Source organism: Chelatococcus sp. YT9 (assembly GCF_018398315.1).
In the GTDB taxonomy this organism is placed as follows: Bacteria; Pseudomonadota; Alphaproteobacteria; order Rhizobiales; family Beijerinckiaceae; genus Chelatococcus.
The window spans coordinates 893,989-920,814 of sequence record NZ_JAHBRW010000001.1; the positions used below are offsets into that span (position 1 = coordinate 893,989).

The 26,826-nt window shown below is 61.2% G+C and carries 24 protein-coding genes; 9 read left to right on the forward strand and 15 right to left on the reverse strand.

Features of this window, described 5'->3' with window-relative positions; all coding sequences use genetic code 11:
* Positions 1–2: 2 nt before the first annotated feature.
* The 9 genes from KIO76_RS04125 to KIO76_RS04165 all read right to left on the reverse strand — a co-directional run bounded on the left by KIO76_RS04125 (position 3) and on the right by KIO76_RS04165 (position 9,030).
* The gene (locus KIO76_RS04125; protein ID WP_213321598.1) at positions 3–866 is read right to left on the reverse strand and encodes a branched-chain amino acid ABC transporter permease; all 864 of its coding nucleotides are present in this window, start codon (positions 864–866) and stop codon (positions 3–5) included.
* Positions 867–868: 2 nt separating this feature from the next.
* The gene (locus tag KIO76_RS04130; protein WP_213321599.1) at positions 869–2,068 is read right to left on the reverse strand and encodes an ABC transporter substrate-binding protein; all 1,200 of its coding nucleotides are present in this window, start codon (positions 2,066–2,068) and stop codon (positions 869–871) included.
* Positions 2,069–2,087: 19 nt separating this feature from the next.
* Positions 2,088–2,867, reverse strand: coding sequence for an ABC transporter ATP-binding protein (locus KIO76_RS04135; RefSeq protein WP_249729479.1), 780 nt, complete (start codon positions 2,865–2,867; stop codon positions 2,088–2,090).
* Complete coding sequence (locus KIO76_RS04140) at positions 2,864–3,661, reverse strand: ABC transporter ATP-binding protein (protein ID WP_213321600.1); 798 nt, start codon at positions 3,659–3,661, stop codon at positions 2,864–2,866. Before KIO76_RS04140 ends, KIO76_RS04135 begins: the two co-directional genes overlap by 4 nt.
* Before the next feature lie 84 nt (positions 3,662–3,745).
* Positions 3,746–4,417 carry a TetR/AcrR family transcriptional regulator gene (locus KIO76_RS04145; RefSeq protein ID WP_213321601.1) on the reverse strand — a complete coding sequence of 224 codons (672 nt, stop codon included), beginning with the start codon at positions 4,415–4,417 and terminating at the stop codon, positions 3,746–3,748.
* Positions 4,418–4,914: 497 nt separating this feature from the next.
* Positions 4,915–6,087, reverse strand: a complete 1,173-nt coding sequence (dgoD, locus tag KIO76_RS04150) for a galactonate dehydratase (RefSeq protein WP_213321602.1) — start codon at positions 6,085–6,087, stop codon at positions 4,915–4,917.
* A gap of 62 nt (positions 6,088–6,149) precedes the next feature.
* Positions 6,150–7,223, reverse strand: coding sequence for a DctP family TRAP transporter solute-binding subunit (locus KIO76_RS04155; RefSeq protein WP_213321603.1), 1,074 nt, complete (start codon positions 7,221–7,223; stop codon positions 6,150–6,152).
* The gene (locus tag KIO76_RS04160; protein ID WP_213321604.1) at positions 7,205–8,491 is read right to left on the reverse strand and encodes a TRAP transporter large permease; all 1,287 of its coding nucleotides are present in this window, start codon (positions 8,489–8,491) and stop codon (positions 7,205–7,207) included. Before KIO76_RS04160 ends, KIO76_RS04155 begins: the two co-directional genes overlap by 19 nt.
* On the reverse strand, positions 8,488–9,030 hold the full coding sequence (locus KIO76_RS04165) for a TRAP transporter small permease (RefSeq protein WP_213321605.1): 543 nt from the start codon (positions 9,028–9,030) through the stop codon (positions 8,488–8,490). Before KIO76_RS04165 ends, KIO76_RS04160 begins: the two co-directional genes overlap by 4 nt.
* Before the next feature lie 152 nt (positions 9,031–9,182).
* On the opposite strand from KIO76_RS04165, the gene KIO76_RS04170 reads away from it, so the two are divergent.
* From KIO76_RS04170 to KIO76_RS04185, 4 genes are all read left to right on the forward strand, one after another.
* On the forward strand, positions 9,183–9,884 hold the full coding sequence (locus KIO76_RS04170; protein ID WP_213321606.1) for a FadR/GntR family transcriptional regulator: 702 nt from the start codon (positions 9,183–9,185) through the stop codon (positions 9,882–9,884).
* 221 nt (positions 9,885–10,105) lie between these two features.
* Complete coding sequence (locus tag KIO76_RS04175; RefSeq protein ID WP_213321607.1) at positions 10,106–11,254, forward strand: RNA ligase RtcB family protein; 1,149 nt, start codon at positions 10,106–10,108, stop codon at positions 11,252–11,254.
* Positions 11,254–11,874: a peptide chain release factor H gene (gene prfH, locus KIO76_RS04180; protein ID WP_213321608.1), complete on the forward strand. Its 621-nt coding sequence runs from the start codon at positions 11,254–11,256 to the stop codon at positions 11,872–11,874. The genes KIO76_RS04175 and prfH overlap by 1 nt, the downstream gene beginning before the upstream one ends.
* Before the next feature lie 117 nt (positions 11,875–11,991).
* A complete protein-coding gene (locus KIO76_RS04185) occupies positions 11,992–12,174 on the forward strand; it encodes an SEC-C metal-binding domain-containing protein (protein WP_213321609.1) in 183 nt (60 codons plus the stop codon).
* 168 nt (positions 12,175–12,342) lie between these two features.
* Here KIO76_RS04185 and galU read toward each other — a convergent pair whose 3' ends face one another.
* Positions 12,343–13,260 carry a UTP--glucose-1-phosphate uridylyltransferase GalU gene (gene galU, locus KIO76_RS04190; protein WP_213325006.1) on the reverse strand — a complete coding sequence of 306 codons (918 nt, stop codon included), beginning with the start codon at positions 13,258–13,260 and terminating at the stop codon, positions 12,343–12,345.
* A gap of 344 nt (positions 13,261–13,604) precedes the next feature.
* Here galU and galE point away from each other — a divergent pair, with 344 nt between their 5' ends.
* From galE to KIO76_RS04215, 5 genes are all read left to right on the forward strand, one after another.
* On the forward strand, positions 13,605–14,594 hold the full coding sequence (galE, locus tag KIO76_RS04195; protein ID WP_213321610.1) for a UDP-glucose 4-epimerase GalE: 990 nt from the start codon (positions 13,605–13,607) through the stop codon (positions 14,592–14,594).
* A gap of 601 nt (positions 14,595–15,195) precedes the next feature.
* Positions 15,196–16,749, forward strand: a complete 1,554-nt coding sequence (locus tag KIO76_RS04200) for a polysaccharide pyruvyl transferase family protein (protein ID WP_213321611.1) — start codon at positions 15,196–15,198, stop codon at positions 16,747–16,749.
* A gap of 249 nt (positions 16,750–16,998) precedes the next feature.
* Positions 16,999–19,461, forward strand: coding sequence for a hypothetical protein (locus tag KIO76_RS04205; RefSeq protein WP_213321612.1), 2,463 nt, complete (start codon positions 16,999–17,001; stop codon positions 19,459–19,461).
* Between the two features lie 7 nt (positions 19,462–19,468).
* Complete coding sequence (locus KIO76_RS04210) at positions 19,469–20,737, forward strand: glycosyltransferase family 4 protein (protein WP_213321613.1); 1,269 nt, start codon at positions 19,469–19,471, stop codon at positions 20,735–20,737.
* An 85-nt stretch (positions 20,738–20,822) separates the two neighbouring features.
* Positions 20,823–21,698, forward strand: a complete 876-nt coding sequence (locus tag KIO76_RS04215; protein ID WP_213321614.1) for a hypothetical protein — start codon at positions 20,823–20,825, stop codon at positions 21,696–21,698.
* A gap of 72 nt (positions 21,699–21,770) precedes the next feature.
* Here KIO76_RS04215 and rfbA read toward each other — a convergent pair whose 3' ends face one another.
* The 5 genes from rfbA to KIO76_RS04240 all read right to left on the reverse strand — a co-directional run bounded on the left by rfbA (position 21,771) and on the right by KIO76_RS04240 (position 26,718).
* Positions 21,771–22,643 (reverse strand): glucose-1-phosphate thymidylyltransferase RfbA, encoded by an 873-nt coding sequence (rfbA, locus tag KIO76_RS04220; RefSeq protein ID WP_213321615.1) that lies wholly within the window; start codon positions 22,641–22,643, stop codon positions 21,771–21,773.
* Complete coding sequence (rfbD, locus tag KIO76_RS04225; RefSeq protein WP_213321616.1) at positions 22,640–23,539, reverse strand: dTDP-4-dehydrorhamnose reductase; 900 nt, start codon at positions 23,537–23,539, stop codon at positions 22,640–22,642. The genes rfbA and rfbD overlap by 4 nt, the downstream gene beginning before the upstream one ends.
* The gene (rfbB, locus tag KIO76_RS04230) at positions 23,539–24,627 is read right to left on the reverse strand and encodes a dTDP-glucose 4,6-dehydratase (protein ID WP_213321617.1); all 1,089 of its coding nucleotides are present in this window, start codon (positions 24,625–24,627) and stop codon (positions 23,539–23,541) included. Before rfbB ends, rfbD begins: the two co-directional genes overlap by 1 nt.
* Positions 24,628–24,634: 7 nt before the next feature.
* Complete coding sequence (gene rfbC, locus KIO76_RS04235) at positions 24,635–25,228, reverse strand: dTDP-4-dehydrorhamnose 3,5-epimerase (RefSeq protein WP_291975553.1); 594 nt, start codon at positions 25,226–25,228, stop codon at positions 24,635–24,637.
* A 107-nt stretch (positions 25,229–25,335) separates the two neighbouring features.
* The gene (locus KIO76_RS04240; RefSeq protein ID WP_213321619.1) at positions 25,336–26,718 is read right to left on the reverse strand and encodes an HlyD family type I secretion periplasmic adaptor subunit; all 1,383 of its coding nucleotides are present in this window, start codon (positions 26,716–26,718) and stop codon (positions 25,336–25,338) included.
* Positions 26,719–26,826: the final 108 nt, after the last annotated feature.

Consider the following 26,826-nt stretch of genomic DNA (forward strand, 5'->3'; position numbering starts at 1 on the left):
CGTCAGTTCGCCTTGCTGCCGAGAAGCCCGGACGGCCGCACGGTGAGAACGACCAGGATCACGATGAAGCCGACCGCCAGTCGGTAGGCGGGCGAAAGGGCGAGAACCGTGAACTCCTCAACGATGCCGATGAGGAAAGCGCCGGCCACCGCGCCGGGAATGCTGCCGAGGCCACCGAGGACCGCAGCTGCAAAGACGGACAGGAGCACACGCCCGCCGACCAGCGGATCGATCGCGGTATCAAGGCCGATGAGCGTTCCGCCGATGCCGCAAAGGCCGCTGCCGATGGCAACCGTCACCAGCGCGATGAAGCGAGGATTGACACCCTTGAGACGCGCGAGATCAGGATTGTCGGCAACCGCTCGCATCGACCGACCGAGGCTGGTGAGCGAGAGAAAGGCCCAGACCGCAGCCATGATCACAAGCGCGAGGACGAGATTATTGAGCTGCTGCGGGCCCACGCGAATTGGCCCGAAAACGATGTCGCGCGCGAGCGGGAGGTCGAAAGCCTGAAGATCATTGCCGAAGATGAAGCGCACAATGTTCTCGATGACCATGCCCATCGCCAGCGAGCCGATGGCCTTCATCAGCGCGCCGCCGCGGCCGAGCCGCTCCAGCGCGCCATATTCCAGCAAGGCGCCGGCGAGCCCGGCCCCCACAAAGGCGGCAAAAATCGCCACCGGAATCGGGAGGCCGAGGCTGACGTTTACCACCCAGGCACAATAGGCACCCGCCGTCGCCAATGCGCCAATGGCGAAATTGGGGAAGCGGAGCACAGCGAAGATCGCGCTGAAGCCTAGCGCCGGGACGGCAAGAAGCGTCCCGGAGATGATGCCGTTGATCAGCGCCTGGAGGACCGCATCCATGGTTACGCGATCTTCAGGAGGACGATCTTGCCGCCCTTGATCTGCTCGTAACGGAACTGGGCATCCTGGATGTCACCGATATCGGTGAAATCGCACGGCCCAGAGGCGCCATCATAGTCGATCTTAGTGCCGGCAGCGACGAGCTTCAGGCCATCGACCGCGTTATCGACCTTCTCGCCGCCGCCTTGCGCGATCTTGCGAACGTTGTCCTTGATGACCGCGCCGGTTGTGCCCTTGCCCGCGGCCATGGCCAGCGAGACAAGATTGACGTGATCATAGATCTGGCAGCTATAGGTGTCCGGCGAATCGATCCCCAGCAACTTGACCACATGCTTGTAGCCATTGGTGCCCTCAGCGGCCGACGGCGACAGGGTGACGATGCCCTCGCTCACATCCGGCGGTAGAGCATCGACCAGCTGCTTGTTCACCGCATAGCCGAACCCAAGCAGCTTGCCCTTGTAGTTCGCTCTGTACAGATCGCGCACCAAGACCGCGGTGTCGGTGGTGTAACCGCCCATCACGATCGCGTCGGGCTTGCCCCGCAGCGCCTGGTCCACTTCGGTGCGCAGTGTTGTCTTCTTGTCGTCGTAGATGAGGATCGACGTCTTGCCACCCGCGGCTTCGACCGCCCTCTTCAGTTCCGCATACTGGGAATCGGTGAAGGGGGTCTGCGGCGACACGAATGCGACGTTCTTCGCACCGAGTTCGAGCGCGAACTCGCCGAACTTGCGACCTTGCAAGGTCGTATTCGGCTGAGTCCGGATGATGAACCCCTGGTGCGGCAGCTTGGTGATGGAGTCGGCGCCCGACGCCGTCGTGAGGAACACGCCGCTCTGCCAGCAGACCGGCGCTACCGCCGTCGTCACCGACGAAGCCCAGGTGCCCATGATCGCCGAGACCTTGTCGACGTCGATGAGCTTGCGCGCAGCGCGCAGCCCGGCTTCCGGATTGGTCTGGTCGTCCTCGGAGATGATGACGAGTTCGCGGCCGAGCACGCCGCCCGCCTTGTTGATCTCGGCCGCGGCCTTCTTCACGGTCTCGGCCATCACCGGCCCATAGGCGCCGCCCGAGCCGGTCAGCGGCGTCAACGTGCCAAGCTTGATCGGGCCCTCCTGCGCACGCAGGATTCCCGGCATCGCCACCGTGCCGGTGGCGAGCATGCTCGTTCCAAGGAAACTACGACGCGTGAAATCAATCTTCATGGTTCACCCTCCACCACAATTACGTCTGCGGATCCGTACCCGCCGGCTTGTCGTTACCGGATTGCGTTCCGTTCGTGCTGCGTCCGCCAAGGAAGAGCCGGCGAATATCTGGATCGTTCGCGACGGCATCCGCCGTGCCTTCCAGATGGTTGCGGCCATCCACGAGCACATAGGCCCGATCGGACACCGACAACGATTCCAGCGCGTTCTGCTCCACCATCAGAATGGCGATGCCCTCGGCCGCGATACGCCTGATATAGTCGAATAGTTCGTGGGCAGCCTTCGGGCTCAGGCCGGCAGTCGGCTCATCGAGCAGCAACCCCCTGGGCTTCGCCATCAGCGCCATGGCCATCGCGAGGATCTGCCGCTGCCCGCCGGACATGCTCTTCGCCGCCGTGCGGCGCTTGTCTGCCAGCATCGGGAAGCGCGCATAGGCCTCGGCCGCCCGTTCCTTGAACGCGCTCCGTTCGAAGCGGCAGCCCATCTCCAAATTCTCGGCAACCGAAAGCGAGCCGAAAATATTGCGCTCCTGGGGCACGAAGCCGAGACCGGCGCGCGCGATCGCCTGCGGAGACTGGCCGGCCACGTCTTGGCCATTGATATAGACATGGCCTTCGGCAGGACGCAGCAGACCCGAGATCAGCTTCAGCGCAGTTGATTTCCCCGCGCCGTTGGGACCGATAATAGTGACGAGCTCGCCCGCATCCGCGCCCATCGCAACGCCCTTGACGATCTGCTCGGCGGACGCGTAGCCGCCAACAAGGCCGGTGACCTCGATCAGCCTCTTGTGGGCGTTCATCGCCGGCCTCCGAGATAGGCGTCCTGCACCTCCGCATTGCTGCGGACGTCCTCGAAACTGCCCTCCGCCAAAGTGCGACCTTGCGCCATGACGATGACGCGGCGACAGATGCGCTCGATCAGGGCCATGTCGTGCTCGATGAGCAGCACGGTCAGGCCCTCTTCAGCCAGCAGCAGAAGCTGGTCGCCGATCTCCTCCGCCAATGTCGGATTGACGCCTGCGGCCGGCTCGTCGAACAGGATCATTCGCGGTTCGGCCATCAGCGCCCGGCCGATTTCAAGCAGCTTTTTCTGCCCGCCCGAGAGATCGGTAACCTTATTGTCGATGACATGGGACAGACGCAGGCGCGCGGCGACCGCAAGCGCTTTTTCGGACAACTCGGCCTCGCGCCGGCGCGCCTCCGCCGAGCCTAACACGGCCGTCAACAGCCGCTCACCGGGCTGGCGGGCCCCATAGACCATGAGATGCTCGAACACCGTGAGCTTCGGAAAGCCGCGCGCGATCTGAAACGTGCGGACAAGGCCAAGGCGGGATATCTGATGCGGGCTCTTAGTCTCGATAGCCTCGCCCATGAACGAGATCGACCCGGCGTCGGCGCGGTAAAGCCCGGATATGACATTGAACATCGTTGTCTTGCCGGCACCGTTGGGCCCGATAAGCCCGGTCACGATGCCCGGGGCGACGTGGAAGGACGCGCCATCCAATGCCTTCAGGCCGGCGAAGGACAACCGGACATTCTCCACGGCAAGTGGATATGCCGGCGTGCACGGCCCGCGTAGCTCCTGTGTTTGCATGGTCCCCCAACGTGTTCTTACCGCGTGCGACACGCGCTATGACTTCGACACTTGTGAAGTGCGCAGCTTGGCTATGCGCGGCTTCTAGTTTCGGGCGGCTCGCCGCATGGCCGGCGACGAGGCCACGACTGCATTGAATTCCCGCCTGACCTGCCCCTTCCAGAATTGAAGCAACTCCTGGAAATAGGCGGGATCATCCTTGACCGTCGTCTGCGAGATCATGCCGCGGAACATGCACATGGTGGCGTTCATCAAGACAAGGACCTGATCAACGCTGACGCCAGCCTGCGCTGCGAGTTCTGCCCAGACAGCGTTGAGCCCCTCGTGGAACTCCTTGACGACCGGGACGATCTTCTCGCGAAATTCCGGGTTGTGCCGCGCCTCGGGAAGATACTCCATCGTAACGTAAAAAAGGCGATCATTCATCATTCGCCAGAGATATTCGACAATTTCATCCGTAGAACTACCAGAAAACCGAATCCCTTCGGCCATTTCATGCAATCCGGCGGTGACCTTTCGAAGCATATAGCCAACAGCTTCGACAATTATCTCCTCTTTTGAACTAAAATGATGCGTCAACGCACCCCGGGATAGACCTGCGATCTCGGCAATTTCAGACGTAGACATGCGATAAAGACCACGATCATGCAATAGATCGATGGTCGCATTCAGCAGCCGCTCCGATGTATCGGCGCTACGCTCCTGCTGGGTCCGACGCTGCCTGCGAACTGCCATTGGTGCTCCCTTTGGCACCATCAGGCATCGCAATTTACAAACAGTCAAGTATGTTTGTACATACACGCCTGTTTATTTTTGCGGCGCTTCCGAGGATTCTGCGCAATTAATATGCAATTTGGACGCTGACCCATAAAATTCGAACCCCCTCTTCTTCTCGCCGGGCGTTGTTGGATGGTGCATTTGCCGGCCCCCGAGCATCGACGGGGTTGAGCAATTTTTAGTTCCAATTTCGCCCGCAAATTTCGTATTTTCTGCTTCGTGAAGGCACTGAAAACAGCATTGATAGCCACGGCCTGCACATCCCTGCGCCAAAGCATTCAGGGTTGCCGCGAGCGCGATCGCAGGGAGAGTGCACCGATCCGCCTTCTTTTAAGGCAGCACGCGCAGCCGATGCTGTTAACAACTTTCGGTTGGCCCCTTTTGAAACGCAAGGAGCCGGCCTCATGGCCGGCTCCCGCTAAAACGTATCACGCAAACCAGTGCAGTTTCCTCAGCCCCTTCATAGGGGCCGTGCACTACCAATCCGCGATCGTGCCATCCGCAAGGACGGCATTCTGCGCGTGGTACACCTCCTTCTTGAAGGGGTACTTCGCCGCCACCGTTTCATTGACTTCCAGGCCCAGCCCAGGTTGCTCGGGGACCATCCAGGCGCTGTCCACACGCTGGATCGGGCTTTCCACGACCTCGCCATACCAAGGCACCGAACCCGTCATTTCCTCCTGGATAACGAAGTTCGGCGTTGCGATATCGAAGTGCAGCGCCGTGACGCCCGCGATTGGGCCAAGCGGATTGTGCGGCGCGATGCCCACACCGGCCGTTTCAGCTGCTGCCGCGATCTTCCGCGCCTCCCACAGCCCACCTGTGTGGGCAATGTCTGGCTGCGCGATATGTAGGGCGCGCATGTGAAACAGCGGCTCGAACTCGGCGCGCCCGATCAGCCGCTCACCGGTTGCAACCGGCACTGTAGACTGCCGTGCAATTTCTCGCATGAGCTGCGGATCAAACGGGGGAACCGGCTCCTCCACGAAAAGTGGACGCCCCGGCGCCAGCACCCTAATATAATCCAATGCCGCCGCGACGCTCGCGGGACGACCGTGGAAATCGATCATGATCTCCACCTCGTCACCGACGGCCTCGCGCAGGCCCATCATCAGCTTCTCAACATGATCCACGTTGCGGATCGTCGTGGTGTAGTGCGTGTAGGGAATAAAGACGACCTTCAGGGCGCGATAGCCTTTCTCCATGACAGCAAGCGCGCTCTCCACGAGGCTCGCCACCTCCATCGTCTCATAGACAGACTTCATGTCCCCGAGGCCGAGATGCGTGTACACCGGCACCTTGTCGCGTGTCTTGCCACCCAATAGGCGCCAGACCGGAACACCAAGATCCTTGCCAAGGATATCCCAGAGGGCGACCTCGATGCCGGAAATGGCCGACGCGCCGATCGACCCCATTTTCCAGAAGCCATGCTTGTGCATGATGCGCACGGCTTGCTCGATGTCGCGCGGATCCTTGCCCACCAAGAGCGGCTCGATATCCTCCACCGCACCGACCACAGCGCGGGTCTTCCATTCGAGCGTCGCCTCGCCCCAACCATAGAGGCCGGGGGTATCCGTCTCGACCTTCACGAAGACCCAGTTGCGCATCTCGGCATTGACGACCGTAGTCTTGATGGCGGTAATCTTCACGTGACTTTCCTCTGCATTGAGGAAATGCCCCGCCGGGCATTTCCCCGTGGCCCCTGGGCCGATTACTTCTTACGGATTTCTGCGACTTGCGCATTCAAGGCATCGATCATGTCCTTGCCGATCGAAGCCGCATATTTCTCATAGAGTGGCGCGAGGCGCTTACGCATATCCTCCAAGGCAGCCGGATCGACATCGTTGATCGCCATGCCGTCCTTCTGCAATTTCGCGTAAGCCTGATCAGCGCGCTTGCCCATTTCCTCGCGCTGTACCGCCTTCGCCTCATTCGCACAGGCCTGGATTATTTTTTGCTCATCCGCCGACAGCTTGTCCCACAGAGACTTGGAATAGATGACCATCAGGGCGCTATAAACATGGTTCGTGCGCGACAGATACTTCTGAACATCGGAGAGCTGCGCATCACTGATCGTGAGCACGGGGTTCTCCTGGCCGTCGATCGCGCCCGTTTCCAGCGCCGGGAAAACCTCACCCCAGCTCATCGGGATAGGGTTGGCGCCGAGCGTTGAGAAGGCATCGATAAAGATGTTGTTCTGGATCACGCGCAGCCTTATACCACGCAGATCATCAACCGACTTGATAGGCCGCTTGGAATTGGTGATTTGCCGGAAGCCATAGTCCCAGAACGACAGGTTGATGAGCCCCCGCGCCGGCATCAGATCTGATACAGTCTTGCCAAACGGTCCATCCAATACAGCCAGAGCCTCGTCCCGGTTATTGAAGAGGAACGGCAGATCGAAGACCCCGAGTTTTGGCTCCAGCCCGACCAACGGTGATGTTGTCGTGGTGAACATGTCGAGGGTGCCGGCGCGCGCCGCCTGGCTCATCTCTTGATCGCCGCCAAGCGCGGCATTGTAGATACCCTGGATCTTGATCTTACCATCGCTCTGCTTGGCAGCACAGGCCGCCATGGCCTTGATCGCAATTCCATTGGGATGCTCGGGGGACAATGTGCTGCCCACCCGGATAGAGCGATCTTGCACCTCCGCCGACGCGCCGCCTCCTAGCGGAATCGCAACGGCAAGAACACCTGCCAGTAGCGCGAACATATTTTTCTTGGGCATTACAGTATTCCTCCACTCTTTCGTGTTCTGAGCAATATTCAACGCCCACGCAGCCATCTGAGCGGCTCCAGGACGAGTTCGGGGAACAACACCAGCAGCACCACGACGAGGCACTGCGCAAGCAGGAACGGCCATATTCCAACCATCACCCGCTTCATCGATACGTTTCCGACCCCGCATACCACGTTCAGCACAATGCCCACGGGCGGCGTGATCAGGCCGATCGCGTTGACCATGATGAACAGCACGCCGAAGTAGACGGGATTGATCCCCACCTCCTTGACGAGCGGCATAAGGATAGGCGTCAGAATGAGAACAGTTGGATTGAAATCGAGCGCCGTCCCGATCAGGAAGACGAGCAACATCACGACCAGCAGGAACAGTGTCTGGTTGTCCTTAAATGGTCCCAGGAACTCGCTGAATTGCCCTGGAATATCCGCCTGCGCTATCAGCCACGCAGAAATTGTCGCCGACGCAACGAGGAACATGACAATTGCCGTCATCTTCGCCGCGGCGAGGAATATGGGATAGAGCTGAGGTATCGTGATCTCCCGATACACGAACAATCCGACGAGCATCGCGTAGACTGCGGCCGTCACCGCCGCCTCCGTGGGCGTTACGATGCCGAAGCGGATGACGCCAAGCACGATGACCGGCATCATGAGGGCAAAAATGCCGTCGATGCCCGCCCGCGCACGTTCCCTCCAGCTCGCCTTTGGCAGCAGCTTGAGATTGGTCTCGCCCCGCACGACGAATGCCCATGCGACGACCAGCGAAAGCGCCATTAGGAGGCCCGGCACAACGCCGCCGAGGAAGAGCTGTGTGATCGACACATTGGCCGCGACGCCAAAAACGATGAAGCCGACCGACGGCGGAATGACCGGCGCGATGATCCCCCCAGCCGCGATGAGACCCGCAGACCGGCCCGCATCATAGCCTGACGAACGCATCATAGGCAGCAGGAACGCGGCGAGCGCCGCCGTATCGGCCGCCGCGGACCCTGATAGCGACGCCAGGATGATCGCCGCGAAAATTACGACATAGCCCAGGCCGCCATGGTAGTGGCCCACGAACGACATCGCGAAATGCACGATGCGGCGGGACAAGCCGCCAGCATTCATAAGCTCTCCCGCGAGCAGGAAGAATGGAATGGCCAAAAGCTGAAAATTATCAGCACCCGTCACGAGATTTTGCGCGATGATCTGCGCGTTGAACAAGCCAAGCTGAAGCATCAGGGCGACGCTGCAAATGATGAGCGCGAAGGAAACCGGCACGCCAACCGCCAGGGCGGCGCAGAGCGCAACGATGAAGACTGTGACTGTCAATCGAGCCGCCCCTTTGTTTCCGCAATAACCTGGTCTTCTTCCGTCTCCGCGAAAAGCGCGAGTTCATGCTCCGTCATTTCGCCCCGCGCGAGACGCACGAGCCGCCAGGTCGAGGACATCGCCATCAGCACGGCCGCGAAGACTGCGACGCCGTGCACATAGACGAGCGACACGCCCAGTATCGGCGAGGTCACCGATGCATTGACCTGCCACGTCAACACCCCGCCCCAGACGAGGAGCAGACAGCAGCCGAGGATCAGCACTTCGGAGAGCGCCATCAGCACCGGCCACGCCGTCTTCGGAAAGGACGTGATGACAAACTTCATGCCGAGGTGCAGGGATTGCCGGTGCGCCGCCGCAGCTCCGATGAACGTGAGCCATACGAACAGGAAGCGCGGCAACTCGTCCGCAACGTGAATGCTGTAGTCGAAGACATAACGGGCGACGGCATTCGCAAAAACAAGCGCGACCATCCCCGCCAGAAGGACCACCAGCAGGACGTCGAGCGCCCGGTAGAGAACATCGAGGAATTTCTGCATAGCTCCGGCCTGGCGTCAGACGTCGGCTGGCGCCGTAGCCAATCCTCCCTTGTTGGTGATGCGCGGTCTGGCTTTTTTTGTTCGCTCACACTTGTCATACACCTTACGACATGGCAACTAGGCAACATGAAGTTTTTTTCGGGATGCACGGTGTGAAACTCGAAGCTGTCGCGCCCCGGATGGGGTTGGTCGGCGATGCGGTCCAAAGGCTGGAGGCCTCTATCCGCAAAGGCATGCCGGCCGGCTCGCGCCTCCCATCAGAAGCGGAGATCGCGCGACAATTGCAGGTGAGCAGACCTGTGGTGCGGGAGGCACTGGCCTTTCTGCGCGCGGACGGGCTCGTGGAAAGCCGACAGGGTCAGGGGCTATTCGTCGCCGACCAAAAGGTGCTGCGCATCCGCATCGGAGATCTCAACGCATCGCAGGAAGGATTGCTGGACCTGCTCGAGGTTCGCCGCGGGGTCGAGAGCGAAACCGCGAGACTGGCCGCGGAGCGCAGAACGCCTGAGGATATCGAGGTTCTGCGCACCGCGCTCGGCGCGATGGCCAAAGCCGAGGCCGAGGGACGTGACGGCGTGGATGAAGATCTCGCCTTTCACCTCGCCATCGCGCGCATCAGCCGCAACCAGATCCTCATAAAGATCATTCATTTCTGGTCGGAGACGCTGCGCGACGCCATCGCCTTCCTCCGCGACGACGATGCGAAGACAGAGGCCATTGTGATGACACGCCAAGAGCGGCACGCCGAAATTTTTCGCCTCATCGCCGCTGGCGACGCTGAGGGCGCGCATCGCGCCATGATGGACCACATGAAAGAGACGCTGCATCGGTTTCGTTCGCACAATGCGGACTAGAAGCGCTGGCGTTGCAGAATTGCACTAGCCGGCAACAACGAGACGTCGTAAGAGACGCGCCGAATTTTCGGACACTCACGTCCATTGCGAGAGAGGGCAAGGCCATGTCTGCGACCTTCCGCCCGGTCAGGGCTTCTCACTGATCATCATCCGGTCCTCGCTGACCGTTGCCTGACCACGCGTGCCTCTCGAGGCTGCGCGGCTTTTCGCTTGAGCCAATCATGGGCACTTCATTCTACGCGGCCGCCGACGCGCGCGTCCGCATCTTTGCCTCGTCCACATCGTGGATCGAGGGAGCTGCCGTGCGGCAGCTCGAACAAACGGCAGAACGCAACGGCGTGATAGCCGTGGCCGGCATGCCGGACCTGCATCCCGGCCATCACGGCCCGGTCGGCTGCGCGGTTCTCGCAGAAGGCATCGTCTATCCGGATATCATCGGCACTGATATCGGTTGCGGCATGCAGCTCTGGAGCCTCGATCTCACCGAGCGCCGGCTCAAGATCGACAAAGCGGCGGAACGATTCGCCGCTATCGAGGGCCCCTGGCCCGGCGACGCGCGGGACCTTGTCGCCAAAGAAGGCATTGACGATGGCGGCTTTGCGGACAGCCTCGGCACTGTCGGCGGTGGCAACCACTTCTGCGAGCTCCAAGCGGTCGCCGAGATCGTTGACCCAGAACGCGCCCGCGGCGCCGGTATAGAGGCGGGCGCGCTCGCCCTGCTCATCCATTCGGGCTCGCGCGGGCTCGGAGCAGCCGTCCTGGCGGACCACCATGCCGGCGGCACCGAAGGCTTACCCCTGTCCGCAGGCGGCGAGGCTTATCTTGCCGCCCACGACAATGCGGTCGCTTTCGCCAGGCTGAACCGGCGCGTCATCGCCACGCGCGCGATGGCCGCGCTGCGCTGTGATGGAGCACTGACGGTCGACAGCCCCCATAATCTGGCTGAGCAGGTGGACCACAAGGTGCTTCATCGCAAAGGGGCCGCTCCGGCTGACCGGGGGCTCGTGCCGGTGCCGGGGTCGCGGGGTGCTCTCACCTATCTCGTCGCGCCCTTGCCGCCTCCCGCCGGAGCCATAACGTCGATTGCCCACGGCGCTGGCCGCCGCCATGATCGCGCCTCGATGGAGGGGCGTGTGAGAAAGCAGCAGGGGGATCTCGCTCGTCTCACCCGCAATGCGTTCGGCGGGCGCATTCTCTGTTCCGATCGGCGCCTGCTGGTGGAGGAGGCTCCCGAGGCCTACAAGAATATTGAGCACGTGATCGACGATATGGTTCGCCACGCAATGGTTAGCGTGGTGGCTGTCCTACGTCCGGTCATCACCTTCAAGACCTTGCGCGAGGCTCGCCCCCGAAACGGGAGGGCTTCGTGATGAGCGGGCTTGTCCTGTGTGTCTCGGCGGGACGGGGACCGTCGGAATGCCGGCAGGGCGTGGTGGCCGTCGCTGCTTGCATGCGCGAGGAAGCGCTAAGCCACGGGCTCGCCTTCAGTTGCGAGAGCGATGAAGCCTTGCCCGCTTCCCTTCTCCTATCCGTGGACGGCATCGGCGCGGAAACCTTCGCAAGGTCGTGGGAGGGTAGCGTGCGATGGATAGCAAAGAGTACCCTTAGACCGGGGCATCGGCGCAAGAACTGGTTCATTGCCGTTCGACGAGTATCAGCTCCCGTGGAACTGCCGCTCGTAGCGGACGCGGATCTGCGGTTCGAGGCGCTGCGAGCCGGTGGACCGGGCGGGCAACACCAGAACCGGACAGAGAGCGCGGTCCGTGCTGTGCACCTGCCGACCGGCATCGCGGTAGTTGCGCGCGACGAACGCTCGCAGCACCGCAACAAGTCGTTGGCCGTCGCAAGGCTTCGCGCACTCCTCGCCGCCATGCATGAGCGTGATCGCGACACGGCCCGGTTCAGCGACTGGCTCGCCCGCGTATCGGTTGAGCGCGGCAATGCCGTTCGCACCCTTCGCGACACTCCGGAAGGGCCACGATCCGAGTAAGCCGAGGCCATAGCCCTACGGCGACCGACCAATCGAGATGAAGGAGAAGACAAATGAAGACTAACCGCCCCAGCGACGATCTTAACGCCCTCGAGGACCTGAGCTCCTTTTGAGATCATGAGCAAGCGTCGTCGCTCCTATCCCTCGGAGACCCACGTGAAGCGAGGCGATCGGATCGTCCACGGCCATGTTGAACTCGTCGAGAAACTCGGCCGCAATGATCTCTGCGTCTGCGGTTCCGGTCGCAGATTTCAAGCGGTGCTGCATGTCGAGCGGACATTTGGATGGATCGGAGCGTGATTACTATACGCGAACCTGAATCATCTGATGCATTCGGCTGAATGTCTGACTAAGACATGTCCCGGCCAGGAACTCCCTGGCCGGGATAACTTCAATGTGCCCGATACTTCACGAGCCATATGCTCCATATCGAGGCGCGAAGCCGGCAGCCTCTTTGTCGAGAGCTCGCTAACCCTTCAAGATCGCGTTGATATCCTGCCTGAGGATGGGAGCGATGTCGGGTCTGTCCATGGCATAGGCGACATTGGCGGCGAGGAAGCCTGTCTTGGAGCCGCAGTCATAGATGGCGCCGTCGAAGCGGGTGGCGTAGAAGGGCCGGGTCTTGGCGAGCGTGAGCATGGCATCGGTGAGCTGGATCTCGCCGCCGGCGCCGCGCTCCTGGGTGGCGATCAGGTCGAAGATCGCCGGCTCCAGGATATAGCGGCCGGTGATGTGCAGGTTCGAAGGCGCGGTGCCCTTCGGCGGCTTCTCGACCATGCTGGTGATCTTCGACACCTTGGCCTTGGCATCCTCGACGCCTACGATGCCATACTGGTGGGTCTGGTCCTCGGGCACCGGCGCCACCGCGATATGGTTGCCGCCATGGGCCTCGTAGGCGGCGATCATGTCGGCGAGGCACGGCGTCGCGCCGTGGTGGAGCATGTCCGGCAGAAGCAGCGCGAAGGGCTCGTCACCGACGATCTCGCGGGCGCACCACACCGCGTGGCCGAGACCGAGGGGCGCCTGCTGGCGGGTGAAGCTGGTCTGGCCGGGGCCGGGCAGGTCCTCGAGCAGCGCCTTCAATTCCTTGGTCTTGCCGCGGGCCTCGAGGGTGCGCTCCAGTTCGAACTGGCTGTCGAAATGGTCCTCGATGACGCTCTTGTTGCGGCCGGTGACGAAGACGAAATGCTCGATGCCGGCGGCGCGCGCCTCATCCACCACATGCTGGATCACCGGCCGGTCGACCACGGTGAGCATCTCCTTCGGCATCGCCTTCGTGGCCGGCAGAAACCGCGTGCCAAGTCCCGCGACCGGAAACACGGCCTTCCGGATGCGGCGGGGGGGCGATTCTGATGAACGTTTTGTAATCACATTGTTTTCTGTCATATGCGCTTCGTTAAACTCCATAGGAAACGGCCGATCAACACTGAAGCCGAAGCGCGCCCCCCACATGGCGCAATCTTCCACGCCCTGCCACGCCTTATGATCTGCCATTGAGCTCACCAGAACTTAACGATCCCTCCGCGAACGGCGGCCGGTATGATCGATAAGCGCTCGTGAAACGATCGAACGATCGATATACAAAAATATATTTCGCAATTGCACAAGAGCATGACAGACGTGTTAGCTATGATGCGCAACTTGGGGAGGGCGGGATGGCCATTCCGCCTTCTTTCCCGGACCATTTATTGCTAGAGAACGGCCCCGGGCTGTTCAAGAGGAACATCGGCATGAGCGTTCTCGTCACCGGCGGGGCAGGCTACATCGGAAGCCATATGGTCTTGGCTCTTCGCGATCAGGGGGACGAGGTCGTCGTCCTGGACAACTTGTCGACGGGGTTTCGTTGGGCGCTCCCTGAAGATGTGCCCCTCGTGGTTGGCGACGTCGCGGACGATGCTCTTCTCGACAAAACGATCAAGGACTATGGCGTCACAGCCATCGCCCATTTCGCGGCCAGGATCGTTGTGCCCGAATCGGTTGCAGATCCTCTGGGCTATTATTTGGGCAACACCGCCAAGACCCGCAGCCTTCTCGCCTCGGCCGTGCGCAACGGCGTGGAAAGCTTCATTTTTTCATCCACGGCGGCGGTCTACGGCAACCCTCCGGTCATGCCAGTCCCAGAGGACGTGCCCCTCGAGCCGGTCTCGCCCTACGGACGGTCCAAGCTGATGAGCGAGTGGATGCTGCAGGACACAGCGTTCGCCCATGGGCTCAAATATGTCGTGCTGCGCTATTTCAACGTGGCAGGTGCTGATCCAGGAGGCCGTACCGGCCAATCGACGCCCGCAGCGACTCACCTGATCAAGGTCGCGTGCCAGGCGGCGCTTGGGCTGCGTCCGCAGCTTGAGGTCTTTGGAACAGACTATGACACGCCGGACGGCTCGTGCCTGCGCGACTATATCCAAGTGAGCGATCTGGCGCAGGCGCATGTCGCCGCATTGGATCATCTGCGTGCCGGCGGGGATAATCTCACGTTGAACTGCGGATACGGGCGCGGATATTCCGTCCTGGAGGTCGTGGAAGCGGTCAAACGCGTGAGCGGCGTGGATATCCCGGTGGTTCTCAGCCCGCGCCGCGCCGGCGATCCTGCCGCGATCGTCGCTGAGGTCGCGAAGATAAAGTCGACGCTCGACTGGAACCCTCAATTCCAGAACCTCGACATGATTGTCTCGCAGGCACTCGCATGGGAAAAAGGCTTGGCAGACCGCGCGGAAAACTGACCTGCGCGTGCCGCGGAAGCCGGGACCTTTCCGCTGGCTCCGCCCGCAGGCCCGCCAACGGTCGGTGAAGACCGCCTGATCAGCGGCCGCTGGAGGCGGTGCTTGACATGAATGGCGCAAATTGTTGCTGCAGCGCAACAATGGCGCATTCCCCAACCCGGGAAATGGTAGCTAAATACTACCTCGCCGTTGGGTTTTATCAAAATAATCAACGGGTTGGACTTCCCGACGCTGCAGAATGCGGCTATGACTCAAACGAATCTATAATCGGTTCGTATTGTCTGAGCATGAGCCGGATTTCCGGGATATGGTCCGGCGAAGTTTCGCACGCTGTCATACGCATGTTTCATCTTTAGGCCCCAATGACCAGTCAATGATCGCTGATCGCAAGACGTGAGATTGGAGCGAAGCTTGGCTTTTGTTTCTGCTGGCACGCTTTTTGTGCAGGGACAGGCTCCACTTGTGGTCAATAGCCTCGGCGGAGGCTGTGCCCGCGGCGTGTGTGCTTGGGGAATGTATCGTGCGGCCGTGATGAGGGCTGGTAGGGTTCCATGACGGATATCAGGGCCGCGCAATGGTGTTTGGCGACGAAGGAATCCGAATGAGCAGTCTGATGGAAGGTCAATCGCAAGCCGTGTCAACCGCCGAAGCGGGCGATACGACAACATCACCGAACCGTTCGGACACTGTTTCCAGTAATCAGCACCCGTCCCTCTCGGGCCTCGCCCACGTCGAAAGCGTAACCGATGAGCGTTTGCGCGGCTGGGTGCACAACGATGCAGCAGATCTCCTGAACGAGGGTCTGCGCGTTTCCATCGACGGCACGCCATTCGCCAATATCGCCCCGCAGGGACTGAAGACAGCACCCGGCGTTGCTCGCTACGCCAACAAGAAAATTTTTGAGCTCAGGCTGCCACGCGTGCCGGAATCAGCGCCACGCCGCCTGATCGATGTCGCGTTTGCCAAGAATGGCCAGGCGCTTCCCAATAGCTCACGCCATCCGCTGCCGTTGCGCCGCCCGGCCAAGGCGCTGGTCATGATTCCCGCCGGTGCGCGCTACGAACATGACAAGATCAAGCTGCATCGCTGGCCGATCGAACGGGTGATCGACACCTATTCGAACATCGGCGATCTGATGGTCTATGATTCCACTCTTAAACTCCTCGCCTTCGAGGACGTGGAAGTCGCCAATATCATCGACTTCTCCGACAAGGACGTCGATCGCTACAATGCCGAGTTCGATTTCGTGTTCCTGCGCGGCTCGAATTTCATCCACGAGTTCATGCAATGGGAACGTGCCGGCGAACTGATCTCGCGCTTGCGTATTCCTGTCTATGCGATCGGCGTTGGGGCCCAGGCGGAATCAAATCGCCGCATCGACTTGCCGCCTGAGGCTCTGCGCGTCTGGTCCGGGATCGCCGACCACTGTGCCCAGATCGGGGTTCGCGGCGCCTTCTCGGCTCAGGTGCTCGCCGACAACGGCATTAAGAATGTCGAGGTGGTTGGCTGCCCGTCCATGTTCCGCGCGCGCGACGAGAAGCTGAAGCTCCGGGTCAAGGAGGCCTATGATATCCGCAAGATCGCGTTCAGTCTGCGCCGCGAGACGGGCAAGGGCTATGCGCGCAACATCGAGGAATATCTGCGCATCCAGCGGGACTTCATGCTGCGGCTCGACAAGGAGAGCAACCTCACGGTGACTCTGCATGGTGAGCGGGAGGAAAAAGCCTTCTTCTTCCGTCATCCCGAACGCATCGAGACCGCGGTGAACACCCTGCGCGGCAACGGATGGCTGACCGGCCCGAACGAGGCACAGATTCTCAAGATCTACGAGAACCAGCTGTTCTTCAACCGCTCAGTAGAGCAATACGATGAGTTCATTCGGACGATGGACCTTGCGATCGGCTATCGCGTTCACGGTATCCTGCCTGCGATGGCAAGCGGTGTGCCCGGCGTGCTGGTCGACTATGACGAACGCAGCAAGGAACTCGCCGAGACGCATTGTATCCCGCTGATCTCGGAGGAAGAGGTCGCAACGGCTTCATGGCGCGACATCTACAAGCCGGAACTGTTCGACAAGTTCCAGAAGGCATTCCCGCAGAGATACCGGACAATGCGTGAATTCCTCAACCGCAACAGCGTGCCACATCGTCTTTAGACATGCGACACGAGAGGGGCAGTCGGTCCGAACGAGGTTGCAGCCACGATGTCGCACCGCCTTCTCCGCGTAAAAGCGTGCAGCCGAGCTGGTTGGCAGCTCAATTGCTTGGTTGCCGCATGGCATTTCCTGTGAGTGGACACCGAAAGCCGTGAATGGCTTGAAATGTCCGAGCTGTGTTCCGAAAATCCGGCCCTTCATCGGGCCTGATGGCCGGTACGCCAAGTCTAGAAGAGTAAGGCAGGCTTCATGACGCGCGCCACCACCGATGAGAAGCTGTCCAAGCGATCGCTTCCCGAGAATGGAGACGATGCGGCGACGACTACAGTTCCACCGGCCAACGCTGTCATATCCATGAAGGAGCGGCGGCCCACGGCCAGCCGCTCGTCACGGCGCAAGACATCCGCTCCCGCACAAGCGGCCTCTGATGGCGACGCGCTTGCCGGAAATTCTTCAGCGCCCGATGAGGAGAGGGTGGCCGCGTCCGCAGCGACGCCGCCGCAGCTGGAGGCGGCAAGCGGGGAGGAGGCCGCTTCGGTGGAGGCCCTGCCGGCGACGGCTGCTGCTTCACCGGACGTAGAGGTCCGGGATCCCGAGCCGCCGGACGGGCAGCTGGTTACAGAATCGCCCAGCGGTCCGAGTGGCGGCCGGGCAGCGGAAGCACCAGGGGACGCCGTACAGCGAGCGCCGGGCTCTTCCATCCGTGGGCGCATTGACCTTGTCAGTGCTGATCAGGGTATCATCGGATGGGTTTTCAACCTTGAGCAGCCAGCGCTCCGCCTGAAGGTCCAGCTGATTGCCGGCAACACGGTTCTCGCGGAGACGGAGGTGAACCAGTTTCGCTCCGATCTCGGCTATTCGCATGATCCCGAGTTCATGCCTGGCTTCCGATTTGGCCCGGAGACCTTCTACAACTGTTTCCGTGTCCCTCCGAGCAATCGTGGGCAGCGGCTGATGATCCGCGTGACCGGCACGGCGTTCGGCCTCGGCGGCGCCGAGATGCCGACGGTGACCGAAGCGCTCGAGCTCGCCGAGGAGGTCGCGCGGCACGCCGAAGCCACCACGCAGACCGGCCAGTTTTCTGATCTCGCGTCCGATCTGATGCGATTGCGCGGCGAAGCCGAGCCGTTATGCCGCATTCCTTTCCGGCCCCTCCCTGGCGCTGAGCGCGGTTTCGTCGAGGCGATTTGCCCCCTGTCCGATGATCTCGTCATCGTCAGCGGCTGGGCCATGGAAGGCGAACCGCTCAACTTCTGCGGCGTGATCGTGGACGGCCAAAAATATCCCGCCGGCCTTTTCGTCGCGACCTATCCGCGGGATGACCTGCCGGACGGGGCTCTGGCCTTCTTCGGCATTGCATCCACGCGCTGGCGTCCAAGCGCGCCGATGGCGGACTTCTTTCTCTACCGCGGCTTCGAGAACCCGGTCTTCCTGCGCAGCGTGAAGCCGCTTCACGCGCTCTCCGAAAAGGATGCGCTCGCACGGCTCCATGAGCTCAGAGCGCATTCAGACGATCGCCGCCTGCGGCAGATCGAGCGCCTCATCGAGCTGTCCGGCAACTGGGTTCCATCCGGCAAATCCGTCGCCCAGGGCGGAGTAGCCCTGTCCATCGACCGCGCTATCGTTCTCGAGGACTTCGGCGTCTTTGTCGAGGGCTGGCTCCTCAGCCCTTACAAGCGCATCGAGGATGTCATCATGAAGCTGGGAGACAATCTCCTGCATCTCGATGGCTCCTCACGCTACAGCAAGCCGCGACCTGACCTGCAGGCAGCCTTTCCCCGGATGGACGACCTCTTCGACCAAGCCGGCTTCGTCGGCATCTTTCGAGGTCAGGTCAGCGACGGAGACCTCTTCAACCCAATGTTGAAAATCGTCTTCGCGGACGGAAGTTCTGTGGTTCAGGTTCTTGATGCGAGCATTTTCCGCTCCTGTCTCGACAGCCGCCCGCTGGCACAGGTAGCGATGCTCTATCCGAGCCTGCCGGTTGAACCCTTCTTCGACCAGTTCGTCGCAGCCTTTCGCCGCCAAGTGCTCACGCTCTCGCGGCGGACCGACAATCTCATCGTCCAGAAGGCTCGGCGCCTGGTAGTCGTCGTCTTGCCGAAAGAAGCGAGCGACGTCCTGCTGGTGCTGGAGGAGCTTGCCGACGAAATGAGCAACGTGGCGAGCGATGTTGGCGTCGCTTTGATCACGGGACCGGCACATGACCGGCCACGCGTGCTGGGGCTCGCCAATGACCTTCGCCTCAAGCTGCGCAGGCCGGTGTCTCTGTTCCGCGTGGCCAATACCAATTTTGCGCTCTATTCACTCACAGGGATCCTGCAGCAGCTGGAATGCGACTGGTTCACCTTTGTGGGTCCAGACATGCTGCCGACCTCCTGGGGTTGGAGCTGCGTCGAATCCGCCCATGCCGAGGACGATCGGACGCTGCAGTTTTTCGCAAGCGAGGATGCGCTCGAAGGTCACCCGCTCGAGGGCGCGAGCGTGGATTGTTTCGCCTGGTCGACCCAGGCGTTCCGGGAATGGATGCTGGGAGCGCCCGCCTTCCTCAACGGGACGTACGAGGACAATGGACTCGCCGAATTGGAAGATCACGTCCTGCACAAGGGGGCTGTGCGACGCCTGAGAAGCCAGCCTTCATCCATGGTCATCGAGACCTTCAACGAAGCCGTGCGGCGCCGCTATGTCGTCAGCCGGCCAAGATATGCGTGAGACGGCGATGGGCCCTCAAAAGAATCGCATCGCGATCATCTCCCATACCCACCCTTCCGTCAGCAAGGGCGGTGCAGAGATCAGCGCCTATACCCTATTTCTGGGATTGCAGAAGCTTGGTCTCGACCCCTATTTCATCGCGGCCTGCCCGCGCGACCAGAAGTCGAGGCTCGAGTTCAACTCGCCCATGGAGCGGGTCATCTTCTATGACCCTGCCTATTACGATCATTTCTACCACATCGCGCCAAAGCACGTTGCCGACGAGCTGGCCTTCACGTTGGACGAGTTGGGTGTCGGCATAGCCAATTTCCACCATTTCATGAACTTCGGCTTGAACGGGATCCGCACGGTTTCGGGGAAAACCCCTCGCACCGTGGTGACGCTCCACGAATTTCTCGCGATCTGTCACCACCATGGCCAGATGGTCACGCGGCCGCACCGGCGGCTGTGCGACAGCTCAAGCGCTTCCAAATGTGTTCGCTGCTTTCCAGAGCACGAGCGCGGACAGTTCCAGTACCGGCAGGACTTCTTCATGAAGGCCTTCTCACGCGTCTCGAGCTTCATCTCGCCGAGCAACTTCCTTGCCGACCGGTTCGTGGCCTGGGGATTGCCCGCGGAGAGGATACGCGTCATCGAGAACGGGCTGGCCGACAAGCCGCACCGCATTCCCAGCCGGCCGAAGGATCCGTCGGAGCCTTGGGTTTTTGGCTATTTCGGGCAGATCAATCCCTTCAAGGGCGTCGACGTCATTCTGGACGCCGCGGAGTTTATCCGCGCTAAGCCGCAGCTTGCGCGCCGCGTTATCATCCGCATCCATGGCAATATCATCGGCCAGGCGCAGGAATTCATCGACAAGTTCGAGGCGGACGTTAAGCGCAATATAGCGCTTGAATATGCCGGGCCCTATGACAATACCCAAGTCATATCCTTGATGCGTGCGTGTGATTACGTCGTGATGGCGAGTCGGTGGTGGGAGAACTCTCCGGTTGTCATTCAGGAGGCCTATGCAGCCGGCCGGCCGGTGATTGCCTGCAACATCGGCGGCATGGCGGAGAAGGTAAAGCCTGGCGTTTCCGGCCTTCACTTCCAGGTCGGCAATCCGGCCAGTCTTGCGGAAGCCATCGAAACGGCCTGTGACCCACGTATCGCAGAACGTCTCCAGGTATCGGTGCCAGATCCATTCGACGCCCGACAGATGGCTGAGCACTATTTGCGCGTGTTCCGGGAGGTGCCGGTAAAGACCGCTCCGGCACTCGCAGCCATCGGAGCGTCATGACGGCATGAAATATGCTTTTTGCCTGGCCGGGGGCCAAGGTGAAATGGGGGATCGAAAACCTTAACTCAAGCTAAGGACGCCTTTTATGATCCGCGGATCGATCGAGTTTGTTACCATAGATAAGGTGGGTGGGTGGCTTTACACCGAACCGCTGAGTGCCAGGGACCGTACGGTATTGGCCTTTCTTGACGACCGATGCATTGGCGCTGGCAAGGTTGAAATTTTTCGGCAGGATCTCGCTGACGCGGGCCTCGGTGACGGCCATCTCGGCTTTCATTTCCCCATCACCGTCGACGACCCCGAGAGGCTTGCTGGCGTGGTTGTGCGCCTTGAAGGCAGCGATGCGTCTCTGATTCAGGCCAAGTCTCGCATTCAGGCCGTTGATCAAAAACCGGCCGTGGATGCAGAGGATATCGCGACCCGGCTTTCGTCGCTCAAATGGATGCTGACACGTGGCTGGCTGACGCAAGCTGAATATGATTTTCTCAAGGCCACACTACAGTTCGGCGTCTACGAGCGCACCCTGGCCGTGCGCAAGAGCGAAGGCATAGCCAAGGAAGATCCCGCCGCCGTCGCCGCCGACCTGCTGTCCGTCTGGCATTTCAATGATACCGGCATGGAGAAGCAGCACGTCACCAGCGCCCAAGCTTTCGAGAGGCTTCTCCGCGCCCATCGCGCCCAGGGCAACAAGAGTGCAATGGTCGGGCTTTGGACAGAGCAGAAAGCCAACGTGCTCGTTGTTGAGGGATCCCACATTGGCGCGGTCCCGACCGAGCCGGGCCAGCCGGATGACGTCACCGGTGCGGTTAGCTATAGCATCCGTCCTGAACAGTTGCTGATGCTCGACGTTCGCTGCCAGTTCGCGTTTTCCGGGATGTTTCCGAAGAAGGGCGTGACTGTCCTCGGTGCGCCGAGCGCAGCGTGGAGCGAATGGGGTGACGAGGAGGAAGAGGCAGCCTGAGGCCACTTACTCCATTGATCTGGCTTGAGTTTGAAATTGTCGGGCACAGTCTTCAGACTGGCCCGACTTTTTTTATGGTTCAGCCCCCGTTAGGCCGTCGAGATAGGCGCCATAGCCGCTCTTTCGCAGTGGTCCCGCAAGCGCGCGCAGCTGCGCGGCATCAATGAAGCCTTGCTCATAGGCGATTTCCTCAGGCGCCGCGATCTTCTGCCCGGTGCGCTTTTCGATCGCCCGCACGAACTCACCCGCCTCCAGCATGCTGTCGTGGGTGCCGGTATCGAGCCAGGCATAGCCGCGGCCGAGGCGCTGTACATGCAGCAGCCCCTCTCGCAAGTAGAACTGGTTCAGATCGGTAATTTCCAGTTCTCCACGGTTGGACGGCTTCAGTCCACGTGCAATGGAGGGAGCCCGGCCATCATAGAAATACAAGCCCGTGACAGCCCATTCCGACTTTGGCTTGGCAGGCTTTTCTTCAATCGATAGCGCCCGCCCCTCTGAGTCGAACTCCACAACACCATAACGTTCGGGATCAGCGACGTGGTAGGCAAAGACCGAAGCTCCAGTGCTCTTCTTGCGTGCATCGGCCATTTGTTGTGGGAGGTCATGACCATAGAAGATATTGTCGCCGAGGATCAGCGCCACATCTCCACCGCCGATGAAGCTCTCGGCAAGGATCAGGGCATGGGCGATACCGCGTGGTTCATCCTGCTCGACAAAGCTGAGCGAAATCCCCCATTGCGAGCCGTCTCCCAGCAGGCGCTGGAAGAGTGGCAGGTCCTGCGGCGTCGAAATCAGGAGGATATCACGGATTCCGGCGAGCATCAGGACCGACAGCGGATAGTACACCATCGGCTTGTCGTAGATGGGCATGAGCTGCTTCGAGACGGCGAGTGTCGCCGGATAGAGCCGCGTGCCGCTTCCCCCAGCCAGAACAATTCCCTTCATCGCCCATCGTCTCCGTCAGCCAGCAGTTCGTCGAGGCAACGCTCGAGAGACAGGCGCCAATCAGCGGCTTCGATGCCATGAACAGCCAAAATCCGTGCGCAATCGAGGCGTGAATCTGCCGGACGAACTGCGCGGGTGGGATAGTTGGCTGTCCCGATCGGCCTGAGGGCCGGCGTCTTCCGGCCACGCCGGGCTGTCTCGGCAAAGATGGCCTCGGCAAAGCCATGCCACGTCGTGTGAGGAGCGCCCGTCAGGTGGAAGGTGCCGAAAAGAGGGTCGCCGCTTTGGGCTGCAACAAGGCGCGGCGCCATGCGAATGATGGCGTCCGTGAGGTCATCGGCGAAGGTCGGAGCCCCGCGCTGATCGTCGACGACGCTGACGCTCTCGCGTTCCGTCCCCAACCGCAGCATGGTCTTGAGAAAATTATGCCCGCTGGCCGACACGACCCAGGCGGTCCGTAGGACAAGGGCTCGCGAATGGCATGCCCGCACCGCCTCTTCGCCCGCAAGTTTGGAGGCTCCGTAGACCCCGGCGGGGCTCGGCGCGTCCTCTTCCGTATAGGGCTCTCCTTTTCGACCATCGAAAACATAGTCAGTCGAGACATGCACGAGCGCGGCATCGCAGGCCGCAGCCTCGCGCGCCAGAGCGCCCGCTCCTTCGGCATTCACCGCCCAGGCCGCGTCCGCGTCGTCCTCCGCGTTGTCAACACGTGTATAGGCAGCCGCGTTGACAACGAGCTCAGGCCGTGAGGCCGCGATACGATTGCCCCAGGTGGAGGGTGAGGATAGGTCAAGATCGGCGCGGGTCATCGCGATGACATCCGCACCGACCGCGCAAAAGCCTGCAACGAGCGCGGTGCCGAGCTGCCCGCCGGCCCCGGTCACAAGCACCCGCATCACCCCTCTCCTTCTATGGTGTGAGACGATGCGTGTTGGGAAAGCAGGCCAAGCCTCTCCCCGCCATAAACGCCTTGCCGCAGGGGACGCCACCACCACTCATTATCGAGATACCACCGCACGGTTTGCGCAATGCCATCCTCGAAGCTCTCGCGAGGACGCCAGCCGAGCTCTCGCTCTATTTTCGAGGCGTCGATGGCATAGCGGCGGTCATGGCCCGGCCGGTCCGTCACGAACTTGATCAGCCGGCGGCGCGAGCCCGCCGCATCCGGGGCCAGCCGGTCAAGAATGTCACAGACGGCCTCCACAACCGCGAGGTTGCGCCGCTCACTGCGGCCGCCAATCGCATAGGTCTCACCCGGCCGCCCATGCTCGAGCACCGCGACAAGGGCGCGTACGTGATCTTCCACATAAAGCCAGTCGCGGACATGCCCCCCGTCGCCATAGACGGGCAGCGGTCTGCTTTCCAAGGCATTCAGAATGATCAGCGGGATGAGCTTCTCAGGGAAATGATAAGGTCCATAGTTGTTGGAGCAATTGGTGACGATTGTCGGCAGACCGTAGGTTTCATGCCAGGCGCGCGCCAGATGATCCGAGGCCGCCTTGCTCGCCGAATACGGCGAGCGCGGATCGTAAGGCGTCGTTTCGGAAAAGGCGCCGCTATCCCCCAGTGAACCGAAAACCTCGTCGGTTGAGACATGGAGGAAGCGGAAGGTCTCCCGCGCCTCACCCGACAACGTTTCGCGATAGACGCGTGCGGCCTCGAGCAATGTGAAGGTGCCAACAATATTGGTCTCGATGAACGGCGCCGCTCCCGCGATCGAGCGGTCGACATGGCTCTCCGCGGCAAGATGCATGACCGCGTCGGGCGAGAATTCTTCGAAAGCCACGCGCATGCGAGGAGCATCGGCCACGTCGGCCTGAAGGAAAGCGAAACCCGCCTTGCCTTCGCACAGCTTCAGGGACGCGCGATTGCCGGCATAGGTCAGCTTGTCGATGACGAGGACGTTCGCTCCACGTTCCAGAACGAGATGGCGCACCAAGGCCGATCCGATGAAGCCGGCGCCGCCGGTCACGATAATGCGCATGAGACCCTCAGAAGACGAGCTCGGCCTCGGACAGGAGCGGCTGATGCCGATCCTTGTCGGAGAGGCTCGCGTCGGCAGCGTCAACGGGCCAATCTATACCGAGAGCCGGATCATTCCACGCTATCCCCCGATCGCATTGAGGGGCGTATACGTCCGTGACCTTGTAAAACACCTCCGTATCGGGAGTGAGCGTGCAGAATCCATGCGCGAAGCCCTCCGGCACGAAGAGCTGCTGGCCTTCCGCATGATCCAGCTCGACGGCGAGGTGCTGCCCAAACGTGGGCGACTGCCGCCGGATATCAAGGACGACATCAAGGATCGCTCCACGCAGCACGCGCACGAGCTTGGCCTGCGCGTGAGGTGGTGTCTGGAAATGAAGGCCGCGAATGGTCCCACGCGGCGCCGAGAAGGATTGGTTGTCCTGGACGAACACGCTGTCGATGCCGACGGCGGCAAAGTCCGTGCGGCTGTACGCCTCGGTGAAGAAGCCGCGAGTATCACCGAAGCGCCGGGTCTTGACGAGCAATACACCGTCTAGCGCAAGCGGCACCGCCTCGACGTTGCCGTGACTGCGGATTGCCCCGCCTTCGATACGTGCCACAGATGCCTCTTTGCGATCAGCGATAGGTGCTGCTTTCGTAGCAGCTTCCGACGCCCAGCGCATCGGCCCCGCCGCCTGGCCAACCACCAAATCCCGATTGCTCGCAATCAGTGGCCATCGACCATCGTCTTGCGCAGGCGATTGAACAGGGGCGCGGTGAGATATTCGAATGGCGTGCGCTCGCCCGTCGCTATCATCACCTGCGCCGGCATGCCCGGCCGCAACTTGTCCTTGATCAGATCGGGGATCGTTTTCGGGTCAACGACGATTTCAGCAGCGAAATAGGAGTTCTGGTTCTTCTGGTCGATGAGCCGATCGTAAGACAGCGTCTTCACCGTCCCCATGATGAACGGCACCTGGCCAAGGTGGAACGAAGGGAAACGTACCTCCGCCTCGAGTCCAGTCTGCACCACGTCCATGTCCGTCGGTTGAATCTGGGCCAGGATGACAAGCGCCTCGTTGAGCGGCGCTATATCAAGCAGCGCGTCGCCAGGGCGGATCACCGCACCGCGGGTGAAGAACTTAAGCCCTTGTACCACGCCCGTCTGCGGTGCAAGCACGGTCAACCGATTCATGACGTCTTCGGCGACCTTCAATTTTTCCTCGAGATCTGAGAGTTGCTTGCGCACATCGATGATTCGCTGCGCAACCTCCTGCTGCATGCCCTTGCCGACCTGGGCCATGTCGAACTTCGCCTGATCGATGGCCTGCCGGCTCTCCGCCATGGCTGCGGCGGTTTGACCGATCGTGCCCTCCATCTGCGCGCGCTGGCGCTCCAGGGCCGTGATACGCGGCCACTGAACGAGGCCTTTGTCATAGAGTGTGCGAAGCGCAGGAAGCTCCTTGTCGATCCACTCGAGCTGTTTGATGGCCGACTTGTTGGCCTCTTCCGAGCCGGCGAGCTTCTCCTGGGCCTGGCCCACCTTGGCCTGCAGCGAATCGACTTGATTCTTGATATAGGCGCGCCTGTCCTGAAACGCACGCTGCTGATCCTCGATCGTGCGGCGGACGGCGGTATCGTTCTGGCGGTCCAGCGACTCCTGCGGGAACGTGATGCTATCCTTGCCGTCACGCTCCGCGACGAGGCGTGCTTCCTCGGCAAGCGCCGCGGCCCGCTGGTTCCGCACTGCATCGAGATTGGCGCGCGCCTGGGTGTCATCCAGCACGAAGAGCACCTGCCCTTCTTCAACATGGTCGCCGTCGCGAACCCGGATCTCGCGGATGATGCCGCCCTCATAGTGCTGCACGGTCTTCCTGTTGGACTCGGCGCTCACCACGCCATCGGCGATGGCAGCGCTGTCGAGCCCTGCCACAAACCCCCAGGCCGCGCTCCCCCCAAAGGCGATGCCGATGACCGCAAGGCCAAGCCGCGCCGAACGACGCCAGTCCATGTTCAGCGGCGGCAGTCCACGGTCAGTCTGCGGCAAAGCCCGGTTCGGCCTGTCCAGCACCGTGGTGTCGAAGCTTTGATCCATGTCGTCGTCAGACATACCGTGCCTTTCACCAACTTGATCGCGAACGACTTAAGCATTCTCACGACGCAGGGTGAAGATAGCCATGCTATCAGCCCTCAGCCGCTTCTGAACGCGATTGACCGT